This is a genomic window from Pseudomonas sp. GW822-FHT04C11 (genome assembly GCF_058800905.1).
The window spans coordinates 90,690-108,966 of the sequence record NZ_JBXAMS010000005.1 but is presented as its reverse complement, the minus strand read 5'-3'; the positions used below and the strand labels follow the sequence as shown (position 1 = coordinate 108,966).

Sequence of the window (18,277 nt, the reverse complement as noted above, 5' to 3'; positions counted from 1 at the left end):
CCGACAAATCTGTGGGACGCATCCGATGCTGTTGGCGGGAAGGTCCGAGAGCGGTTTGCGCGAGGCATTTCGCTCATTGTCGGGCGAGGTACTCAGAGGGGCGCGATGGGGATGTCAAACAGCTGGAATGCATCATCTACTGGTTCATAGCCAAGCACCCGCGTGGTTTCGCTCAGGTCCAGACGCTTGAAGCGATTATTGGAAATCCCGTGGCCGATCAGGTACTGCACACCTTCAACCTCCACCGAGCGCTGGAGTAACTGCACCGCGTCGCGGGGGCTGAGCCATGCACTCAGGTCCCGGGCATTGGTCAGTTCATGACGATCCGGGAACTCGAATGCGCCAATGCGCAGCGCGATAGTCGACAGACCACGCTTGGCCGAATAGAAAGCACACAGGGCTTCGCCATAACATTTGCTGACACCGTAGAGATTGGCCGGCATGACGGGCATGCCCGGTGTGATCTGCCGGTCCACCGGGTAACCTTCGATGGTTTGCGCACTGCTGGCGAACACCAACCGCTTGCAACCGGCCGCCACCGAGGCCTCAAACAGATACGTGGTGGCCAGGATGTTGTTGGGTAACAACTCGTCGAACGATGCCGTGGCGTGAGGAATGCCGGCCAGGTGCACGATGACGTCGATGCCTTCGAGCGCGGCACTGACGGCTGCCGCGTCACTCAGGTCGAGGCAGAAAAACCGATGTGGCGCGTTGACCGTGAAGCCGGGCTCGACCCGGTCGGTGAGGGTGAAGGTGTAGCGGTCTTTCGAAGCCTCGAAAAAAGTTTTGCCAATTCTGCCGCAGGCGCCGGTCAGCAGTACCTTGAGTCCGTTCATGTCTGTCTCTTTCTGGGGAGGAGGCGAGCGTCTGGAATCTATCAGCCCCCCCTGCATTGGGCGATCTTAAATACTCGATAGTGAGGTCGGTGGTCATTACCCACACTTCATCGAGGTTGGCGTGCCCTGCATTCATCACAAGCGCCGGACCGTCTCCTTTTGGATGGGCGGCAAGGCAGTTTTTGATCGCCGGCATCAAGCGTGGATCGCGGGTGTGCCGGATAATGATGTTTCAACGTTTGGCCGGCTGCCCTCGACGCAGCGGGGTCAAGGGCAACGCTCACATTTGCACGTAGAGCTGTCGGGCTCAGGTACTCTCGCGAACCTTTAATTCAAACCCCATATCGACCACCGGATTGGCCACCGAGTTGCCGGCCATCAACGCCAGCATGTGTTCGGCGGCGCGCCGGCCGATGGCTTCACGCGGGGTGCTGATGCTGCTCAGGCGCGGCACCATGTGCGCCGAGGCCGGCAGGTCGTTGAAGCCGAGGACGGCGACTTGTTCGGGGATCTTGATCCCGTGACGCATGGCTTCGAGCAGGGCTCCATGGGCCAGGTCGTCGTTGCCGAAGAAAATCGCGTCGACCTGCGGATGGCTGGCCATCAGCTGCAGGAATAATTCGCCACCAAGGCCCACCGAAGAGGGACGCGGTGTCAGCAACTCAAGGTCCGGGTCGTACAGGCCGGCTTGCTGCAAGGCGCGCCGGAAGCCTTCGCCGCGCAGCAAGGTGCGTTGGTCGAGCTGTGCGCCAATGTAGGCGAGGTGTCGCCGACCGCGGGAGATCAAGTGTTGTGCGGCGGTTTCGCCGGCACTCAATTGCGAGAAGCCGACGCAGTTCAGGCCGGCGCCCGGGTCCAGGTCCATCATGTAGACGCAGGGGATATTGCTGGTTTCGATCATCCGGCGGGCACTTTCGGTGCGATCGAAACCGGTCAGCAGCAACCCTCTTGGCTGATAGGCCATGTAGTTGCGCAGCAGGTTTTCTTCTTCATCACGGGAATAGTGATAGTTGCCGATCAGCACTTCGAAGCCTTTGGGACGCAGCACCTGATGGATGGCTTCAAGGGTTTCGATGAACAGCAGGTTCGACAGCGACGGTACCAGCACCACCACCGAATGGCTCTGGGCCGAGGCCAGGGCGCGGGCAGCGGGGTTGACCACGTAGTTCAGTTCGAGCGCGGCCTGCTGGACCTTTTCCACCAGTTCGGTGGCGACGGTGCTGATGCCGCGCAAGGCCCTGGACGCGGTGATTGGACTCACGCCTGCCAGACGGGCGACTTCGTTGAGGGTAGGGCGGCCGGTGGTGCGAGTATTTTTATCGTTTTTAGTGGAGGTCATCGGGCAGCTTGCCAAACAAAATTCAAGGCACTAAGGTAGCGCTGTCTCGATGCGGCTGCAAATGCTTGAGCAGGGATTGCCTGATCCCTGTTGTTTGGCGTTGGGAAAGAACGTGCTGCAACCCATAAAAATGACAAGAAGGCGTCGGCAATGCCTGCTTTTGCACTAGAGTTTCACGTAGCAAAGGTAGCGCTGTCTGCGCGCTGAGGTGTTACATGAGTCAACCCATCACCGCCCTGGTCATCATGGGCGTGGCCGGCTGCGGCAAGTCCAGCGTCAGCGAGGCCCTGTGCCAGCTGAGCGGTGCAACCGGCATTGAAGGCGATACCTTTCACCCTGCCGCCAATATCGAAAAGATGAGCGCGGGTATTCCCCTCAACGACGACGATCGTGCCGGCTGGCTCGACAGCCTGTGCGAGGAGTTGCGTCGCGTCGATGCCTCGGGCGCACGCCCGGTGTTGACCTGCTCGGCGCTCAAACACAGTTACCGTGAACGCTTGCGCAGCGCCTTGCCGGGCCTGGGTTTTGTGTTCCTCGAGTTGACCCCTGAAGTCGCCGCCGACCGCGTGGCTCATCGTCCGGGGCATTTCATGCCGTCGACCTTGATCGCCAGCCAGTTCGCGACCCTTGAATCCCCCGTTGGCGAGCCACTGACCCTGGCGCTCGATGCCTCGAAGCACAACGTCGATGAACTCGCCCGGCAGGCTCACGCCTGGTGGCTCAGTCATGGTTTGAAACTCGCCGGCTGAGTGTTGTTGCAAGAGATAGCGCTGTCCTGACGGCTTCTGAATAACCCGCTTCAATAACAACAACAAACAGGAGATACCCCCCATGTTTGGCATGTCCCACGAGTCGTTTTTGCTGCTTGATGCAGTGATCACCGTGATTGGATTAATCGTCCTGATCACCAAGTTCAAGCTTCATCCTTTCATTGCATTAATCATCGCTGCGGCTTTTCTCGGGCTGACCTCGGGCATGCCGATTGGCACCATCATCAAGGCGTTCCAGGACGGTTTTGGTGGGGTACTCGGGTTTGTCGGGATCATCCTTGCGTTGGGCACCATGCTTGGCAAAATGATGGCCGAGTCGGGTGGGGCGGATCAGATCGCCCAGACCCTGATTCGCGCGTTCGGCAAAGAGCGCGTGCAATGGGCCATGATGTTTGCGGCCTTCCTGGTCGGTATCCCGTTGTTCTTCGAAATCGGCTTTGTACTGCTGATCCCGCTGGTGTTCATCGTTGCCCGGCGCACCGGCGTTTCAATCATCAAGATCGGTATCCCGTTGCTGGCCGGTCTGTCTGCCGTGCACGGTCTGGTTCCGCCGCATCCGGGACCATTGCTGGCCATCGGGGTGTTCGGTGCGGACATCGGTAAAACCATTCTCTACGGTCTGATCGTTGCCCTGCCGACCGCGATCATTGCCGGTCCGATCTACGGCACGTTCATCGCCAAGTACATCCCCGGCCATCCTAACCAGGAACTGGTGGATCAACTGGCTCGCGAGCCGCACTCCAGCACCTTGCCGAGCTTCAGCATCACGCTGATCACCGTGCTGTTGCCGGTGTTTCTGATGCTGCTGAAAACCTTTGCCGACATCGCACTGCCGGACGGGCATTTCTTCCGCACCTGGATGGACATGATCGGCCACCCGATCTCGGCGTTGCTGCTGGCGCTGCTGCTGTCGCTGTACACCTTCGGGCATCGTCAGGGCATCGGTTCCAAACAGATCCTCAAACTGCTCGACGCCAGCCTGGCGCCGACCGCGGCGATCATTCTGATCATCGGTGCCGGTGGTGGCTTCAAGCAGATGCTGGTGACCAGCGGTGTGGGCGATGTGATCGGCCACATGGCGGTGAGCGCGCAGATTTCGCCGATCCTGCTGGCCTGGCTGGTCGCGGCGGTGATCCGCGTGGCGACCGGTTCCGCGACCGTGGCGACCATTACCGGTGCAGGCATTGTGGTGCCGGTGGTGGGGATGATTCCGGGCGTGAACCGCGAGTTGCTGGTGCTGGCCACCGGCGCGGGTTCGTTGATCCTGTCGCACGTCAACGACGCCGGCTTCTGGCTGGTCAAGCAGTACTTCAACATGACCGTGGCCGAAACCTTCAAGACCTGGACCGCGATGGAAACCATCCTGTCCGTCGTTGCGCTGGGCTTTATTTTGTTGTTGTCGCTGGTGGTTTGATTTATCGCGGTGCCTGCACGTTGTGCGGGTGCCGGACTTACAGAGTCATCTGAGCCGCGAGAGGATATTCAATCCTTGTCGCGGCTTTCTTCTTTGCGATCCTCAATCCCTGAATACCACTCGTCGGCACTGTCAACTTTGACAGGTAGGCGCTGTGTTGAGCCGCGCGTAAAAGTTGCTCATGAATTCGTGACTCATTTATGCGTGCAGGGAGAAAAAATCATGACCGCTAAAGAACCAGGTGCAACGCAGGCAAACCGAAAAGTCACAGTGAGCGAGCTTATCAATGACACCGATCCAGGCACTTTAGTCAACGGTGTTGTATGGGCGGAGGGCGCGGCCGAAAAAACCTATGCGGTCAATAAATTTGATCCCGCCACGCGAGACGATCAGTTGTCCTATGCCCCGGGGCCAGATCGTACGACAAAATATGTGTTCAATAAGTACGCAGACAATGGCTTTAAGTGTTTTGGTTATAGTGGCGATTGGTTGATTGGCGATACCCGTTATGGCAATGGACCTGGTGAACCTGACCCGAGCTACGCCAGGGGAGGACGTGGAACCAACTTGACGAGATTCCTGGGCAAAACCGGGACCTTCCACAAATTGATTCTCGGTTTTTTAGCCATTGTGGGGGACAAAGGTGTTAATCGGATTCCGATCTACAACTCTCTAGTCCTCTGGGGGCTTGTGAGTCCGCCAGCAATCCCCGGCGAGCCGACGGAGGCTGAATTGGAGGCAGCCGAAGCACAATGGAGTGGGCATGTGAGGTTTATTGATCCCTGGAATGATCTAGCAGCCTATATCAACTGCAATTTCCCAGGGTATGCCAGCGAAGACTATTCAGATCTTTATCGACCCGAAAAAGCGCAAGGTGTGCTGGGGGCTTTGCTTCAAATTTATCAGTCTAATCCTGGCCTGGAGCTTTCCCTGAGCCTTGGCGGTTGGTCTATGAGCTATGCCTTTTATGCCGTCGCGCGCGAGCGAGACCCTGCAAAAAGAAAGATTTTTATTGATTCAATTGCGACTATTTTCACAACATTTCCCATGTTCACAAGCATTGATATCGATTGGGAATATCCAGGGGTGGAAGGTAATAAACCTGGGCCGAGTGATACTTGGTTGGGTAATCCCTACGATGACGATGATGCGGCTTACTTTGCTGAATTGATACGAGAGTTGAAGGCCAGGTTGCCTGCGGTAAAAATAAGCATTGCTTCGATTGCTGCCCCGGCCAAATTGGCCAAATCCAGTATTCCGGCGCTTATTAAGGCAGGCCTTGATGGTGTTAACGTCATGGCTTATGACTTTTTTGGTACGCCTTGGGCGACACAGCTTCAGCACCATTGCAATCTATATCGCAGTGACCCTGATGACATTAACGAGAACTCTGTTGATGCGGCGGTGCAGTACCTATTGGGACTTGGCGTGCCCTCCAATATGATTTATGTCGGGTACGCCAACTACAGTCGAAATGCTCAGCAAGCTGAACTGACAAGCGTGTCACCACTGGTGGGGAAATACGAGCAACGCCCGGGAAGCGACGATGTTTCTAATTCGACACCTGGATGTTTTGAGCCTGGCGTGACAGAAATGCCTGGTATGTTGAAACACTATCTTGATCTGGAGACGCGCGAACCCCGGAATGGCTTTATCTTGTATACCGATGAAAGAGCAAACGCAGACTTTCTCTATAATCGAACAACCAAAGTATTTATGTCACTGGATACGCCTCGAACCGTAAAATTGAAAGGTGAATACGTGGTGGAGCATAAGCTTGGGGGGCTATTCAGCTGGATGATTGATCATGACCCAGGTCTGATGAACAACGCTGCGCGTGAAGGGGTCGGCTGTACGTTACTGGAGGAGGTTATCGACATGAAACCTTTCTACTACAAAGGCGCGACTACGTTACAGCCATAACGCTAGCGATCAACTTCCCGATACGAAAATGCCCCTGTGAGCGCAATACACTCACAGGGGCATTCTTCGTTCTACTGGCTTAAACGCAGGGATCAACCCGCCGCCGCATCCGCCCGGAACATCCCGCGAATCCCGCGGACCGCCTGACGAATCCGGTCCTGGTTTTCGATCAGGGCAAAGCGCACATGATCATCCCCGTATTCACCAAAGCCCACGCCCGGCGATACGCAGACCTTGGCTTCGGCCAGCAGTTTCTTGGCGAACTCCAGCGAACCCATATGCGCATAGGCTTCTGGAATCTTGGCCCAGACGTACATCGAGGCTTTCGGGTTTTCGACCATCCAGCCCAGTTCATGCAGGCCTTTGACCAGCACGTTGCGCCGTTGCCGATACTGCTCGGCGATGTCTTTGACGCACTGCTGATCACCTTCCAGCGCGGCGATGGCCGCCACTTGCAGCGGGGTGAAGGTGCCGTAGTCGTGGTAACTCTTGATCCGTGCCAGAGCGTTGACCAGTTCCGGGTTGCCGACCATGAAACCGATCCGCCAGCCGGCCATGTTGTAGCTCTTGGACAGGGTGAAAAACTCCACCGCGATGTCCTTGGCGCCCGGCACCTGCATGATCGACGGGGCTTTCCAGCCGTCGTAGACAATGTCGGCGTAGGCCAGGTCATGCACCACCAGCACGTCGTACTGCTTGGCGAGGGCGATCACCCGCTCGAAGAAATCCAGTTCGACGCACTGCGCGGTCGGGTTGGACGGGAAGCCGAGAATCATCATCTTCGGCTTCGGAATCGAGCCGCGAATGGCCCGCTCCAGCTCGGCGAAAAAGTCCACGCCGGGGATCAGCGGCACCGAGCGCACTTGTGCGCCGGCAATCACTGCGCCGTAGATGTGGATCGGGTAGCTCGGGTTCGGCACCAACACCGTGTCGCCCTGGTCGAGGGTGGCGAGCATCAAGTGCGCGAGGCCTTCCTTCGAGCCGATGGTGACAATGGCTTCGCTTTCCGGGTCGATATCAACTTGGTAGCGATCCTTGTACCAATTGGAAATCGCCCGGCGCAGACGCGGAATCCCCTTGGAGGTGGAGTAGCCGTGGGTGTCTTCGCGCTGGGCAACGGTCACCAGTTTTTCGACGATGTGCGGTGGAGTCGGGCCGTCAGGGTTACCCATGCTCAAATCGATGATGTCTTCGCCACGACGACGGGCGGCCATCTTCAGCTCGGCAGTGATATTGAATACGTAAGGGGGGAGTCGATCTATGCGCGCAAAGCGGCGCGGCGAACCTTGTTCGGCCATTGTTGCCTCGAGTAACGTAAGCGCCCGGAACCGTCCGAGCGACGCTGGCCACTGCGGTGGCCTGTGGCGGAAGATAAGGGCGCTGATGGCCGATTGTCTAGTGGCGAGGTTCAACTATTTTTCACCACGCGGTTGATCGCATGCGCAAGTTTTCACTCTCAACCCGCGTGCGCATGCTTCTTGCAGAAGTTTGAATTTACTCAACTACCACCTTTAAACGAGATGAAAAATGGAGTTTTCCAGCGGCTTTTTACTGAGCCTTTCTTTGTGCCTGGACATCGGCGTGGCCAACATTGCGATGATCACACTGGCCATGCAGCGCGGGTATTTTCAGGGTTTTGCGTTGGGGCTCGGCACCTGTGTCGGCGACCTGGTATACGCGGTGCTGGCGCTGGCCGGCATGACGGTACTGTTGCAGTACTCGGCAGTGCGCTGGGTGCTGTGGGTCGGTGGTTCGGCATTGCTGCTGTACTTCGCGGCGAAGATGATTCACTCGGCGATTTATCACAGCGCCGTATTGGCAGAGGCCGGTGAGGTCAGTGCCGGTTCCCATCGGCGGGAGTTTTTCCGTGGGATTTTTCTGGCAATGTCGTCACCTAGCGCGATTCTCTGGTTCGCTGCCGTCGGCGGTACGCTGATTGCCCGTTCCGGGGGCGGTAGCCTGAGCAATGCCGCACTGTTTCTGGCAGGGTTCTTTTGCGCCGGGCTGCTGTGGTGCGTTGCCCTGTGCCTGGCGGCGACCCAGGGCGGCAAACTCTTGGGTGACAAGCTGCTGCGCTACTCTTACCTCGCATCTGCTGCGATCTTCTGTTATTTCGCGGTCTACGTGATCGTTTCTGGCTATCAGGAGTTTATCCTTCCGGCGGCTGTTGCAGAACTTCCGGGCCTTTGACTGGGGGAATCCGGTTTGGCTTCTATACTTGCAGCCGAACCCACCTTCAGTTGCAGGAGTTGATTCATGGATGATCCAAAAAAGGGCGCAGTCGCTGAGCCGCGCTTCGAAGCGGGGCATTTTCTGCTGATCGCAGGACTTGGTGGGCGGTTTAGCGCGGACACCACCGAAGGCATTCCCAAGCTCTGGGAGAAATTCGTACCGCACATCGGTAACGTTCCTGGGCAGATTGGGGAGGTAACCTACGGCGTCTGCTGCAATCCGGACGGTAAAGGTGGATTTGAGTACATCGCCGGTGTCGAAATCAGCAAGCTCGATGACCTGCCAGAACTCTACCGCTGGATCGAAATACAGCCTCAGCACTATGCGGTGTTCAAGCACGAAGGTGCGCTGGACACCCTGCCGCAAACCTTTCAGTACATCTGGAAAACCTGGTTGCCAACGTCGGGTTACGAGGCCGCCGATGCCCCGGAGTTCGAGCGCTACAGTGACGACTTCAACCCGAAGCTCAATACCGGCGTGCTGGAAATCTGGGTCCCGCTCAAAACGGCCTGAACGGGTTGAGAGGCGGCGCACTCAAGCGCCGCCGCCACTCGGCATCTGCACTATTTATCTTTGCTGATTCGCCGCGCTCGCAACACATCGATCGTCAGCGTGATAAAGCCAAAAGCACTGATAGTGAACAGCATAAGAAGACCGACCTGAACGCTAGTCATGGTGAGTTTCCCTCTTCATGGCGAAAGACAGGGACAAGCAATAGCCCGAACCTTGCGCGAAAGAAAGCCGCTATACGAAGGCTTTACGGGCGTGCCGATGATCGATATGCAGACCTTATTAATTTATGATTCGCTCCCTCTTTTTCGCTGATCGGGCCACGCCATGAACTCCCCCACGACTGTCATTCGCCAGGTCACGCCGGCTGATCTGGATCGCTGTTTCGCCATCGAAATCGAAGCGTATGAAGGTGATGAAGCGGCCACGCGCGAGAAAATCGCCACGCGCATTGCCACCTGGCCGCAAGGTTTTATCGTGGCCGAGGTCGACGGTGTCGTCGCCGGGTTTATCAATTCGGGGGCGGCGTATCAGGTGGAAATGGCGGATGAGGCCTTCAAGGAAATGATCGGCCATGACCCGGATGGCCCGCAGGTGGTGATCATGTCGGTGGTGGTACACCCGGACTTTCAAGGGCTGGGATTGGCGAAGCGCTTGATGAGCGAGTTCATTGTCCGCATGCGTGATTTGGGCAAAATCCGCATCAACCTGATGTGCAAGGAGCGGCACATACCGCTGTATGCCGGGTTTGGTTTCGCCTACCTCAACGTGTCCGCATCCGACCACGGCGGCATGGCCTGGCATGAAATGGCGCTGGATCTGTAACGTCCACTACAGATTTTGCGCCGAGCGCCCGTTCTGCCAACGCCTCATATCCCCTGTAGGAGCCTCGACGTTGGAGATGGCGATTCTCAATAAAGGCTGTCGTGCAGCCTGACAGGGGCTTCTCGATCATACGCCTCGGCATCGAACTGGCCGTCATTCAGGCGCTTGTGAAAGGCGCCTGCGGTGGGCAGGGCCGAGCGCTCCAGGTACTTTTCCGGGTTCCACAAATCAGAGCGGACGATAGCCTTGGAGCAGTGGAAATAGGCGGCTTCGACCTCCACCAGAATCACCGTGCGCGGCGGTTTGCCGTTCACCGCAAAGCTTTCCAGCAGAGCGGGCTCGGCGCTGATCCGCGCGCGGCCATTGACCCGCAATGTCTCGCCAATTCCCGGAATGATGAACAGCAACGAGATCCGCGAATCGAGGACGATATTGCGCAAGGTGTCTATGCGGTTATTACCCGGACGGTCGGGAATCGCCAGGGTTCGTTCATCGATGATCCGCACAAAACCGGGTGTATCGCCACGCGGTGAACCGTCCATGCCATCGGGGCCGACCGAGCTCAGGATGACCAGCGGCGAGGCGCGCACCATCGCCTGGTAATCGAGGTTGAGAAAGGGGATTTCCTTGCGCACGGCGCGGTCGTGAGGGCGGCCGTAAATCGCTTCAAGTTGTTCGATAGTGGTCAGCATTGTGCACTTCATCCATGAAAGGTTATCGGGTGTTCAGAACGCCAGGGCCATGCGCCGCTCATAGCCGATCCGGCCTTTGTAGGCGTTGCCGCTATCGACCCAGCCTTGCTTGAGGTAGAGCCCGAGCGCCGATTCGTTGTGTGCATCCACCGACAGCTCCAGCCCCTTGATTTCTGGCCAGGCCTGGCGCGCAGCGAGTGGCAGGGCCTGCAGGAGTGCGCTGCCATAACCCTTGCCCTGGTGACGGTGATCGACCTGTAGCGCGTGCAGGGTCGCGGTGTCTTCATGAGCCCAGTGCGGCAGGAACGGTGGACGCTTGAGCAGCAGGAACGCTACCGGAATCTCATCGACGAGCAGGGCAAAGCCCTTGATGCCGTCACGCGGTGCTGACAACAAGGTGTGCAGGGCCATGTCGATATCGCCGGAGAATTGCTTCTGCCGGTCAGGGATCTCAATGGCTTCCAGTTGCTGGCATTGAAAGGGTGTCAGCTGTTCGTAGGGAACGAGTTGGGTCGTCACTGGCGGTGTCCGTGGTCCGACAAAGGTGAACTGCGGATTTTAGCCAGTTTGTCTCTTCGACATTTATTTTATTTGAGCGGTCGATTTGGCTCGTCGCCAGACGACTAAGAGTGTCTTCACACAAAAAGCACACTGATGTTCAGACGCTGTTCAAGCGGCCACCCTGATCGTCGGGATTTTCGCCAAATACTCAATCTGCAGCCATAGTTGATCAGCCTGATGACGGAGAGTCTTATGAAATACCTATGCCTGGTCTACAGCGACGAACAGCTCCTGCATACCTCGCCCGACAGTCCCCACGACGCCGAGTGCATAGCCTACGCCGAGTCGGTTCAGGGCAGCGGCCGGATGCTCGCCGCCGAGGCGCTGGAATCCGTTCAGACCGCCACCACGGTGCGTATGCGCGGCGGCAAGCTGTCGATCACCGATGGCCCGTTCGCCGAAACCAAGGAGCAACTGGCCGGTTTTTACCTGATCGATGCGAAGGACCTGAACGAGGCCATTCAGGTCGCCGGCAACATCCCGGCAGCTCGGGTCGGCAGCGTTGAAGTACGACCCGTCCGTGAGTTGAACCTAGGGTGATTACAGGCATGGCAAACTGATGCCGGGCGAGTCGGTCAAGGCGCTGGTCGAGGCGGTTTATCGCAACGAATCGCGGCGCATCCTCGCCACGTTGATTCGCTTGCTGGGGGATTTCGACCTTGCCGAAGAGGCTTTGCATGAAGCCTTCTTTGTCGCAGTCGAACGCTGGCAGCGCGATGGCGTGCCCGATAATCCACGCGCCTGGCTGGTGTCGACCGGGCGTTTCAAGGCCATTGACGGTTTGCGTCGTCGGACACGATTTGCCGCCTCCCAAGCGGCGTTGGTGGCGCAACTGGAAGAGCTCGAAGAGACCGACTGGAGTGCTGAGGATGTGGAAGACGATCGCTTGCGGCTGATCTTCACCTGCTGCCACCCGGCCCTCGCGGCGGATGCGCAGGTGCCGTTGACGCTGCGCGAAGTCTGCGACCTGACCACTGAGGAAATCGCCCGGGCGTTTCTCGTTGCACCGTCCACCATCGCTCAGCGCATCGTGCGTGCCAAAAGCAAAATCCGTGACGCGAAAATCCCCTATCAAGTGCCTTCCGTTGCCGAATTGCCCGAGCGCCTCGACAGCGTATTGCGGGTGATTTACCTGGTGTTCAACGAAGGGTATTCGGCGTCGGTCGGCAGTGAGCTGACCCGCGAAGACCTGACCCGCGAAGCAATCCGTCTCGGCCGCTTGTTGATGGAGCTGTTACCGGAAGCAGAAGTGATGGGGCTGCTGGCGCTGATGCTGCTCAATGAATCGCGACGCCCGGCCAGAACCTCGGCGTCGGGTGAGTTGATCGTGCTTGATGAGCAGGATCGTTCGCTGTGGAATACCCAGATGATTGCCGAAGGCTGTGCCTTGATCGAGCGCGCGTTGAGCACGCGTGGCTTTGGACCTTATTGCCTGCAAGCCGCGATCTCGGCAGTGCATGCCGAAGCCGTAACGGCCGAGCAAACCGATTGGCCGCAGATTGTCGGGCTGTATGACGTGTTGCTGCGAGTGCAGCCTTCGCCGGTGATTGAACTCAATCGCGCGGCGGCGCTGTCCCGGCGCGATGGGCCGCTGGCGGGGTTGACGCTGGTCGAAGGGATTCTGCAGCGAGGCGAGCTGCTTGACTATCACCTGGCCCATTCGGCGCGCGCCGAGTTCTGTCGGCAACTGGGACGTGTTGAAGAGGCAAGGGCGGCTTATTTGCGCGCCCTTGAATTGACTCGGCAAGCGCCGGAGCGACGGTTTATCGAGCGGCGGTTGAGTGAGCTCAAATGATGGCTGCACCGCATACCTCATCCGTATCTGTATCCGATCCCGCATCCGTATTCGTATCCCGCATCGGCATTCGCATCGGCATCCGCATCCGCATCCGTATCCCGTATCCGTAGCAGCTGCCGAGCCCGCGAGGCTGCGTTCGGCCGCGAAGCGGTCGTGAATCAGGCAACGCGTTCTTCCAGGCAAACCGCGTGCGCAGGATTTGCGAGGACTTCGTCCTCGAACGCAGCCTCGCGGGCTCGGCAGCTGCTACGGATACGGGATGCAGATTACGGATACGGGATGCAGGTTACGGATATGGATGAGGATTCGGGTACGGGGGCGCCCAACACCCTGTTTCACTCCAGCATCTTTGCCAGCAACCAGCTCCCCGCCGGCCCAGGCGGATGCAGGCGTGACCAAAGGGCGTCGACCGACACCGGTTTCGGCCAACCGCGGACCTTGAGTTCCTGTAACGAGCCCGCTCCAAAACGCCCGACCAACCAGCGCGGCAAAGGCGCCCAACCAAAACCGCCTTGGGCCATTTCCAGCAGCATCAGGTAACTGGGCGCCGACCAGACTCGGCCTTGGGCACGGGTTTCGTAGGGATTGATGATGGTTGCCAGGCGCAATTCACGGTGCTGCTGCAACGTTTCCTTATCGACTTTTTGCAGCGCCGCCAGCGGATGTTCGGTCGACACGAACAAGGCAATTTCCGTGCGCTCGTCGACCGTCACACTGTTCAGGTCGGCCGGGTAGTCGGACTGCATTTCGGCGAAGGCGATATGCGCGCGCCCGCGTTGCACCAGGGCGATCAAATCGTCGCACTCGGCTATCAGGCATTCGAGTTCCAGGTCCGGGTAGCGCTGCTCGAAGTCACTCAACGCGGCTTCAAAACGATCGGACTGGTAGGTGTCGGAAATCGCCACCGTCAGCTTCGCCTCAACGCCTTGGGACAGTTGCGCGGCGGTCATTTCCAGGCGGCTGGTGGCGGCCAGAATGTCTTCGGCGCGTTGCAGCATGACATGCCCGGCCGAGGTCAGTCTGGGCTTGCGGCTGCTGCGATCGAAGAGTGTCACGTTCAGGTCGATTTCCAGGCTGGCAACCGCCGCGCTGATGGTCGACTGGCTCTTGCCGAGTTTTCGCGCCGCCGCAGAAAACGAGCCTTGGGTCGCTGCCTGGACAAACGCCAGCAGCACTTCATGTGAGGCCATGAACTATCGCCTTGATCGATGGTTACTAGTTATGAAGTATCGGTGTGGTGGTAGATGATGGCAACCACATTCACCCAGGGAGCTTGATGATGAGCACCAACAAATCCTTTACCGAACGTGTTTTTCAGGCCATTGGCTTCGAGCTGCTGGCGGTCATGCTGTGTACACCATTGCTGGCGTGGCTGATGGACAAGCCGATGCTCGAGATGGGCGCCGTGACCATTGCTATCGGTCTGATCGCCTTGGCCTGGAACGTGTTGTTCAACGGTTTGTTCGACCGTCTGCTCAAGCATCTGGCGCTTACCCACAGCGCCGCTACCCGAGTCGTGCACGCTTTGCTGTTCGAAGGGGGGCTGGTGGCGGTCAGCGTGCCGCTGATTGCCTGGTGGCTGAACGTCAGCCTGTTGCAGGCGTTGATTCTGGACATCGGCGTGTTGCTGTTTTTCCTGCCGTACACCTACCTCTACCACTGGGCGTATGACGTGGTGCGTGAGCGACTGGTAATGCGCGAGTCTTGCGAGGGATAAAAGCCAGGATCGTCCGAACCGCGTCCGGACGATCTTTTAATCCTGATTACAAAAACATCCCGCCCGACGCTTCGACCCGCTGCCCATTGATCCATTGGCCACCCGGCGCCAGCAGTAGGGCAATGGCGGCGCCAATGTCGTCAGGTTTGCCGGCGCGACCCAGCGCCGTATTGCTGGCCACCAGTTGATTGATGTCCGCGTTATCGCGCACCGCACCGCCGCCGAAGTCGGTTTCGATGGCGCCCGGTGCCAGGATGTTCACCGCGATGTTGCGCGCGCCGAGTTCCTTGGCCTGGTAGCGCGTCAGCACTTCCATCGCCCCTTTCATCGCTGCATAGGCGCCGTAACCCGGCAGGCTGAAGCGGGTCAGGCCACTGGAAATATTGATGATCCGGCCACCGTCATTCAGCAGCGGCAGCAGGTTCTGGGTCAGGAAAAACGGCCCCTTCAGGTGAATGTTCATCAGCAGATCGAACTGCTCGACGGTGGTGTTGGCGAAGTTCGCGTGCACGCCGACCCCGGCGTTGTTGATCAGAAAGTCGAAGTGCTGGCAATCGAAGTGATTTTTCAGGACCTTCCCGACCTCTGCGGCGAACGCGCCGAAACCTTCACTCCGGCCGACGTCGAGTTGCAGCATGGCGGCGCGACCACCAAGGCTTTCGATCTGTGCGACCAGCGCCTGGGCTTCATCGGCGCGGCTGTTGTAGGTGCCGATAATGTCGATGCCCTGAGTCACCAGATGCAGGGCGGTGCTTTTGCCAAGGCCACGGCTGGCGCCGGTGATCAATGCGATTTTGCGGTTCATGGGACGTTCTCCAGAGCAGTGAGTGATGATGGGAGAAAGTTTATTTATCCGTATTGTGGTGATAAACAGGCTGTAATCGGAATCACTGGTCGGAATAACCGAACAATAAAGAGTGGCCCCCCCATGAACAAACTGGAACTGTTGCGCACCTTCGTCCGGGTCAGTGAAATGTCGAGTTTCACCCTCGCGGGCGAAAGCCTCGGCTTGCCCCGTTCTACTGTTTCCGAACACGTCCAGGCCCTGGAAGCCCTGCTCGGTACACGCCTGCTGCAACGCACCACGCGCAAGGTTCAGGCAACTCAGGACGGGCTGGTCTTGTACGAGCGCAGCAAGGATTTGCTGTCGCACATGGATGAAATCGAAGGGCTGTTTCGCCAGGACGAAGCCTCGCTGACCGGGCGGATTCGCATCGATATGCCGAACATTCTGGCCCGTCGGGTGGTGATGCCGCGCCTGCCGGAGTTCATGGCTCGGCACCCTCATCTGGAACTGGAAATCAGCAGCACCGACCGCCGGGTCGATTTGCTCGGCGAAGGGTTTGATTGCGTGCTGCGGGTCGGCGCGCAACCGGATCAAACGGTGGTCGCTCGTCACCTGTGCGACTTTGCCATGGTCAACTGCGCCAGCCCGGCCTATCTGCAGCGCTATGGTGTGCCGCAGCGGCTCGAAGACCTGGCGCAGCATCGGCTGGTCCATTACGTCGGCGTACTGGGTTCGCGCCCGGAAGGTTTTGTGTACGAGGAGGAAGGCAAGCTGCGTCGAATGCCGATGAGCGGCAGTGTGACGGTCAATAGTACCGACGCTTACGAGTCCGCGTGTCTGGGTGGTTTCGGGTTGATCCAGGTGCCGCTGACGGGGATGCAGTCGTACCTGCTGAGCGGTGAATTGGTGGCCGTCTTGCCACAGTTCAACGCACCGTCGATGGAGGTTTCGCTGCTCTATGCCCGGCAACGGCATATGCCATTACGCGTGCGGGCATTCATGGACTGGCTGGGGCAGGTGATCCAGGCAACCCACTGACTTGTAGGAGCCGAGCTTGCTCGCGATAGCGATTTCACATTCAACGCAACGGTTGACTGTGAAATCTCTATCGCGGGCAAGAGCTAGGCGCCCCCCGCTCCTACGAGGTCATGCGTCAGATGTGGAAGTAACCCACGCAGGAGTCGAACGGCAGGCGCTTGAGTTCGATCTTGTTCAGGTCGAACACTTCGCGCAGGGCTTTGGTTTCGCCCGGGAAGTTGCGATAAGCGACTTCGTCCAATACCACGATGGCGCCTTTTGGCATGTACGGCAGGAAGGTTTCCAGCGCGACTTTGGTCGACTCATACAGGTCGGTGTCGAGGATCAGCATCGCCACGACCAGGTCCGGACGGGTCTTGACCCACTCCGGCGCGGTCTTGCAGATATCGCCCTTGACCAGTTCGCAACGCGGGATGCGGTTGACCGGACGCAGCAGGTCGTTGGCGTCGATCATGTCCTGGATCAGCGACTGGTCGGTGTCGGAGAACATGGTCTCGTTGACGTCGGCCGGGTCTTCGTCCTTGTTGATGCTCTGGAAGCCTTCGAAGGTGTCGAAGCCAACGATCGAACGGTTGATCGCGTAGGGTTCCAGGATCATCGACAGGTGCATGTAAAGCATCAGCGAGTTGCCCTTGTACACGCCGCACTCGATGATCGCGCCCGGGATTTCGGCGACCTTCTTGAACAGCTCCATGCGCGACAGCGCAGCGGTCACGCCGATGCGGTTGGCGAACACGTATGGGGCGTCGGCCACGTACTCGGCGTCGACCCGCTTGAGAACGCCAGCGCGGGTTTCGTTGTATTGGGCCTCGGCAGGCGTAATGCGACGCTTGGTCATGATTGGATTCCTTGGAAATTCGAGAAGTCGTGGGCGTGGAAATAGTCTTTGAAGCCGGCGCCGACATCCGGGCAGGCGCTGTCGACGTTGATCGCGCCGCGCTTGTGCTTCAGGTCATCGAGGTGCATCAGGCGGAAATCCACGCTGAAGCGGGTTTGTTCGGTGTAATTGGGAACCGTGCCGTGCAGGTGTGAACCCGAGAAAATCAGCATGTCGGCGGTGTTGCCGGCAATGCGGATCTCGGACGCCGCGTCGATGTCCTCGGTTGGCACCGGGTGCTGACGGGCTTCTTCCTTGACGTTGTCCTTGGCGCGCTGGCGTTGCACGTCGATCCAGTCGGAGAGGCTCCACTGCGCCGAGGTGTTCTTCACCGGCTTATCGAAGTACGCCGGGTTGATCATCATGGTCTGGTCCGGCTGGATCGTATAAACCGGCATCCAGGTGTTGATCTGGCAGTCGACGCCACCGTACCAGGTGTCGCGATGGGGTTTGTAGGCGTAGCTGACGCCGGCATGCAGGTAATCGTAGTTGGGCACAACACGAATCCGCGGCACGTCGAAGATGAACTCTTCGGGGGCTGCACCGATTTCTTCGGTGAAACCACGGATCAATTCTTTGGCCCGCAGGCTATTGGTGAACTGGCCTTTGAGGCGGGTCACCAGCACCACGAACTCTTCCACCGGCATCAGGCGGTGCAGGGCCTGGTGGTCAGTCTCGCCGTCAAATGCGGCGGTGATGCTTTCCTGAGCGAAAGCACAGAGTTCTTTCGCTGCGTTGAGCTGGGTGTTCAGGAAGATATCGCCAGCGTAGATGGCGCTTTTGAAGTCAGCTTTCTTCTGAAGCTGATTGATGTACAGATTCACGGTTCCCCCTCCTGAATGCATCGGGTCTCTTAAGAGTCGGCACCAAGGTAACAAACTGAAGCCCGATCCAGCGGGTGCTGAACCAATTAGTGCTTAATCCACTGATTTTGCGACGAAATGCCTGTCGAGTGAGC

General features: G+C 58.4%; 19 protein-coding genes. 10 read left to right on the top strand and 9 right to left on the bottom strand.

Translation table 11 applies throughout. The annotated features are described in order from the left end of the window. Positions 1–92: 92 nt before the first annotated feature. Both AC1RJ3_RS10230 and gntR read right to left on the bottom strand, forming a co-directional pair. The gene (locus AC1RJ3_RS10230; protein WP_054593662.1) at positions 93–836 is read right to left on the bottom strand and encodes an NAD-dependent epimerase/dehydratase family protein; all 744 of its coding nucleotides are present in this window, start codon (positions 834–836) and stop codon (positions 93–95) included. 307 nt (positions 837–1,143) lie between these two features. Further along, positions 1,144–2,175, bottom strand: coding sequence for an HTH-type transcriptional regulator GntR (gene gntR / locus AC1RJ3_RS10225; protein ID WP_493078742.1), 1,032 nt, complete (start codon positions 2,173–2,175; stop codon positions 1,144–1,146). Positions 2,176–2,390: 215 nt separating this feature from the next. On the opposite strand from gntR, the gene AC1RJ3_RS10220 reads away from it, so the two are divergent. The 3 genes from AC1RJ3_RS10220 (at position 2,391) to AC1RJ3_RS10210 (ending at position 6,282) form a co-directional block, all read left to right on the top strand. Further along, positions 2,391–2,924, top strand: coding sequence for a gluconokinase (locus AC1RJ3_RS10220; protein ID WP_054593660.1), 534 nt, complete (start codon positions 2,391–2,393; stop codon positions 2,922–2,924). Between the two features lie 82 nt (positions 2,925–3,006). Further along, on the top strand, positions 3,007–4,359 hold the full coding sequence (locus AC1RJ3_RS10215) for a GntP family permease (protein WP_054593659.1): 1,353 nt from the start codon (positions 3,007–3,009) through the stop codon (positions 4,357–4,359). A gap of 222 nt (positions 4,360–4,581) precedes the next feature. Beyond that, on the top strand, positions 4,582–6,282 hold the full coding sequence (locus AC1RJ3_RS10210) for a glycosyl hydrolase family 18 protein (RefSeq protein ID WP_493078739.1): 1,701 nt from the start codon (positions 4,582–4,584) through the stop codon (positions 6,280–6,282). Between the two features lie 92 nt (positions 6,283–6,374). On the opposite strand, the gene alaC is transcribed toward AC1RJ3_RS10210, so the two are convergent. Beyond that, positions 6,375–7,580, bottom strand: a complete 1,206-nt coding sequence (alaC, locus tag AC1RJ3_RS10205; RefSeq protein WP_103314971.1) for an alanine transaminase — start codon at positions 7,578–7,580, stop codon at positions 6,375–6,377. Between the two features lie 229 nt (positions 7,581–7,809). Here alaC and AC1RJ3_RS10200 point away from each other — a divergent pair, with 229 nt between their 5' ends. From AC1RJ3_RS10200 to AC1RJ3_RS10190, 3 genes are all read left to right on the top strand, one after another. Continuing rightward, positions 7,810–8,472 carry a LysE family translocator gene (locus AC1RJ3_RS10200; protein ID WP_347927803.1) on the top strand — a complete coding sequence of 221 codons (663 nt, stop codon included), beginning with the start codon at positions 7,810–7,812 and terminating at the stop codon, positions 8,470–8,472. Positions 8,473–8,538: 66 nt separating this feature from the next. Then, on the top strand, positions 8,539–9,027 hold the full coding sequence (locus AC1RJ3_RS10195) for a GyrI-like domain-containing protein (RefSeq protein WP_054593655.1): 489 nt from the start codon (positions 8,539–8,541) through the stop codon (positions 9,025–9,027). Positions 9,028–9,351: 324 nt separating this feature from the next. Next, on the top strand, positions 9,352–9,849 hold the full coding sequence (locus AC1RJ3_RS10190) for a GNAT family N-acetyltransferase (protein WP_493078736.1): 498 nt from the start codon (positions 9,352–9,354) through the stop codon (positions 9,847–9,849). Between the two features lie 86 nt (positions 9,850–9,935). On the opposite strand, the gene AC1RJ3_RS10185 is transcribed toward AC1RJ3_RS10190, so the two are convergent. Both AC1RJ3_RS10185 and AC1RJ3_RS10180 read right to left on the bottom strand, forming a co-directional pair. Continuing rightward, positions 9,936–10,541, bottom strand: a complete 606-nt coding sequence (locus AC1RJ3_RS10185; protein ID WP_347927801.1) for a pyridoxamine 5'-phosphate oxidase family protein — start codon at positions 10,539–10,541, stop codon at positions 9,936–9,938. Between the two features lie 33 nt (positions 10,542–10,574). Then, positions 10,575–11,060, bottom strand: a complete 486-nt coding sequence (locus AC1RJ3_RS10180; RefSeq protein ID WP_493078734.1) for a GNAT family N-acetyltransferase — start codon at positions 11,058–11,060, stop codon at positions 10,575–10,577. A 234-nt stretch (positions 11,061–11,294) separates the two neighbouring features. On the opposite strand from AC1RJ3_RS10180, the gene AC1RJ3_RS10175 reads away from it, so the two are divergent. Next, a complete protein-coding gene (locus AC1RJ3_RS10175; protein WP_347927799.1) occupies positions 11,295–11,642 on the top strand; it encodes a YciI family protein in 348 nt (115 codons plus the stop codon). A gap of 19 nt (positions 11,643–11,661) precedes the next feature. Next, on the top strand, positions 11,662–12,897 hold the full coding sequence (locus tag AC1RJ3_RS10170) for an RNA polymerase sigma factor (protein ID WP_493078732.1): 1,236 nt from the start codon (positions 11,662–11,664) through the stop codon (positions 12,895–12,897). 338 nt (positions 12,898–13,235) lie between these two features. Here the strand turns inward: AC1RJ3_RS10170 and AC1RJ3_RS10165 are convergent, their stop codons facing one another. Then, on the bottom strand, positions 13,236–14,090 hold the full coding sequence (locus AC1RJ3_RS10165; RefSeq protein ID WP_493078730.1) for a LysR family transcriptional regulator: 855 nt from the start codon (positions 14,088–14,090) through the stop codon (positions 13,236–13,238). Positions 14,091–14,179: 89 nt separating this feature from the next. Here AC1RJ3_RS10165 and AC1RJ3_RS10160 point away from each other — a divergent pair, with 89 nt between their 5' ends. Further along, positions 14,180–14,617, top strand: coding sequence for a multidrug/biocide efflux PACE transporter (locus AC1RJ3_RS10160; protein WP_054593648.1), 438 nt, complete (start codon positions 14,180–14,182; stop codon positions 14,615–14,617). A 46-nt stretch (positions 14,618–14,663) separates the two neighbouring features. Here the strand turns inward: AC1RJ3_RS10160 and AC1RJ3_RS10155 are convergent, their stop codons facing one another. Next, the gene (locus AC1RJ3_RS10155) at positions 14,664–15,422 is read right to left on the bottom strand and encodes an SDR family NAD(P)-dependent oxidoreductase (RefSeq protein WP_493078728.1); all 759 of its coding nucleotides are present in this window, start codon (positions 15,420–15,422) and stop codon (positions 14,664–14,666) included. A 123-nt stretch (positions 15,423–15,545) separates the two neighbouring features. On the opposite strand from AC1RJ3_RS10155, the gene AC1RJ3_RS10150 reads away from it, so the two are divergent. Further along, positions 15,546–16,442 (top strand): LysR family transcriptional regulator, encoded by an 897-nt coding sequence (locus AC1RJ3_RS10150; RefSeq protein ID WP_493078726.1) that lies wholly within the window; start codon positions 15,546–15,548, stop codon positions 16,440–16,442. Positions 16,443–16,557: 115 nt separating this feature from the next. On the opposite strand, the gene AC1RJ3_RS10145 is transcribed toward AC1RJ3_RS10150, so the two are convergent. After that, a complete protein-coding gene (locus AC1RJ3_RS10145) occupies positions 16,558–17,280 on the bottom strand; it encodes a TylF/MycF/NovP-related O-methyltransferase (RefSeq protein WP_103314960.1) in 723 nt (240 codons plus the stop codon). Then, the gene (locus AC1RJ3_RS10140; RefSeq protein WP_347927792.1) at positions 17,277–18,143 is read right to left on the bottom strand and encodes a phytanoyl-CoA dioxygenase family protein; all 867 of its coding nucleotides are present in this window, start codon (positions 18,141–18,143) and stop codon (positions 17,277–17,279) included. The genes AC1RJ3_RS10145 and AC1RJ3_RS10140 overlap by 4 nt, the downstream gene beginning before the upstream one ends. Between the last annotated feature and the right edge of the window lie 134 nt (positions 18,144–18,277).

Bases quoted from the DNA above. Each gene is read 5' to 3' on its own strand.
- AC1RJ3_RS10230 (WP_054593662.1), bottom strand. From the start codon at position 836: ATGAACGGACTCAAGGTACTGCTGACCGGCGCCTGCGGCAGAATTGGC.
- gntR (WP_493078742.1), bottom strand. From the start codon at position 2,175: ATGACCTCCACTAAAAACGATAAAAATACTCGCACCACCGGCCGCCCT.
- AC1RJ3_RS10220 (WP_054593660.1), top strand. From the start codon at position 2,391: ATGAGTCAACCCATCACCGCCCTGGTCATCATGGGCGTGGCCGGCTGC.
- AC1RJ3_RS10215 (WP_054593659.1), top strand. From the start codon at position 3,007: ATGTTTGGCATGTCCCACGAGTCGTTTTTGCTGCTTGATGCAGTGATC.
- AC1RJ3_RS10210 (WP_493078739.1), top strand. From the start codon at position 4,582: ATGACCGCTAAAGAACCAGGTGCAACGCAGGCAAACCGAAAAGTCACA.
- alaC (WP_103314971.1), bottom strand. From the start codon at position 7,580: ATGGCCGAACAAGGTTCGCCGCGCCGCTTTGCGCGCATAGATCGACTC.
- AC1RJ3_RS10200 (WP_347927803.1), top strand. From the start codon at position 7,810: ATGGAGTTTTCCAGCGGCTTTTTACTGAGCCTTTCTTTGTGCCTGGAC.
- AC1RJ3_RS10195 (WP_054593655.1), top strand. From the start codon at position 8,539: ATGGATGATCCAAAAAAGGGCGCAGTCGCTGAGCCGCGCTTCGAAGCG.
- AC1RJ3_RS10190 (WP_493078736.1), top strand. From the start codon at position 9,352: ATGAACTCCCCCACGACTGTCATTCGCCAGGTCACGCCGGCTGATCTG.
- AC1RJ3_RS10185 (WP_347927801.1), bottom strand. From the start codon at position 10,541: ATGCTGACCACTATCGAACAACTTGAAGCGATTTACGGCCGCCCTCAC.
- AC1RJ3_RS10175 (WP_347927799.1), top strand. From the start codon at position 11,295: ATGAAATACCTATGCCTGGTCTACAGCGACGAACAGCTCCTGCATACC.
- AC1RJ3_RS10170 (WP_493078732.1), top strand. From the start codon at position 11,662: ATGCCGGGCGAGTCGGTCAAGGCGCTGGTCGAGGCGGTTTATCGCAAC.
- AC1RJ3_RS10165 (WP_493078730.1), bottom strand. From the start codon at position 14,090: ATGGCCTCACATGAAGTGCTGCTGGCGTTTGTCCAGGCAGCGACCCAA.
- AC1RJ3_RS10160 (WP_054593648.1), top strand. From the start codon at position 14,180: ATGAGCACCAACAAATCCTTTACCGAACGTGTTTTTCAGGCCATTGGC.
- AC1RJ3_RS10155 (WP_493078728.1), bottom strand. From the start codon at position 15,422: ATGAACCGCAAAATCGCATTGATCACCGGCGCCAGCCGTGGCCTTGGC.
- AC1RJ3_RS10150 (WP_493078726.1), top strand. From the start codon at position 15,546: ATGAACAAACTGGAACTGTTGCGCACCTTCGTCCGGGTCAGTGAAATG.
- AC1RJ3_RS10145 (WP_103314960.1), bottom strand. From the start codon at position 17,280: ATGACCAAGCGTCGCATTACGCCTGCCGAGGCCCAATACAACGAAACC.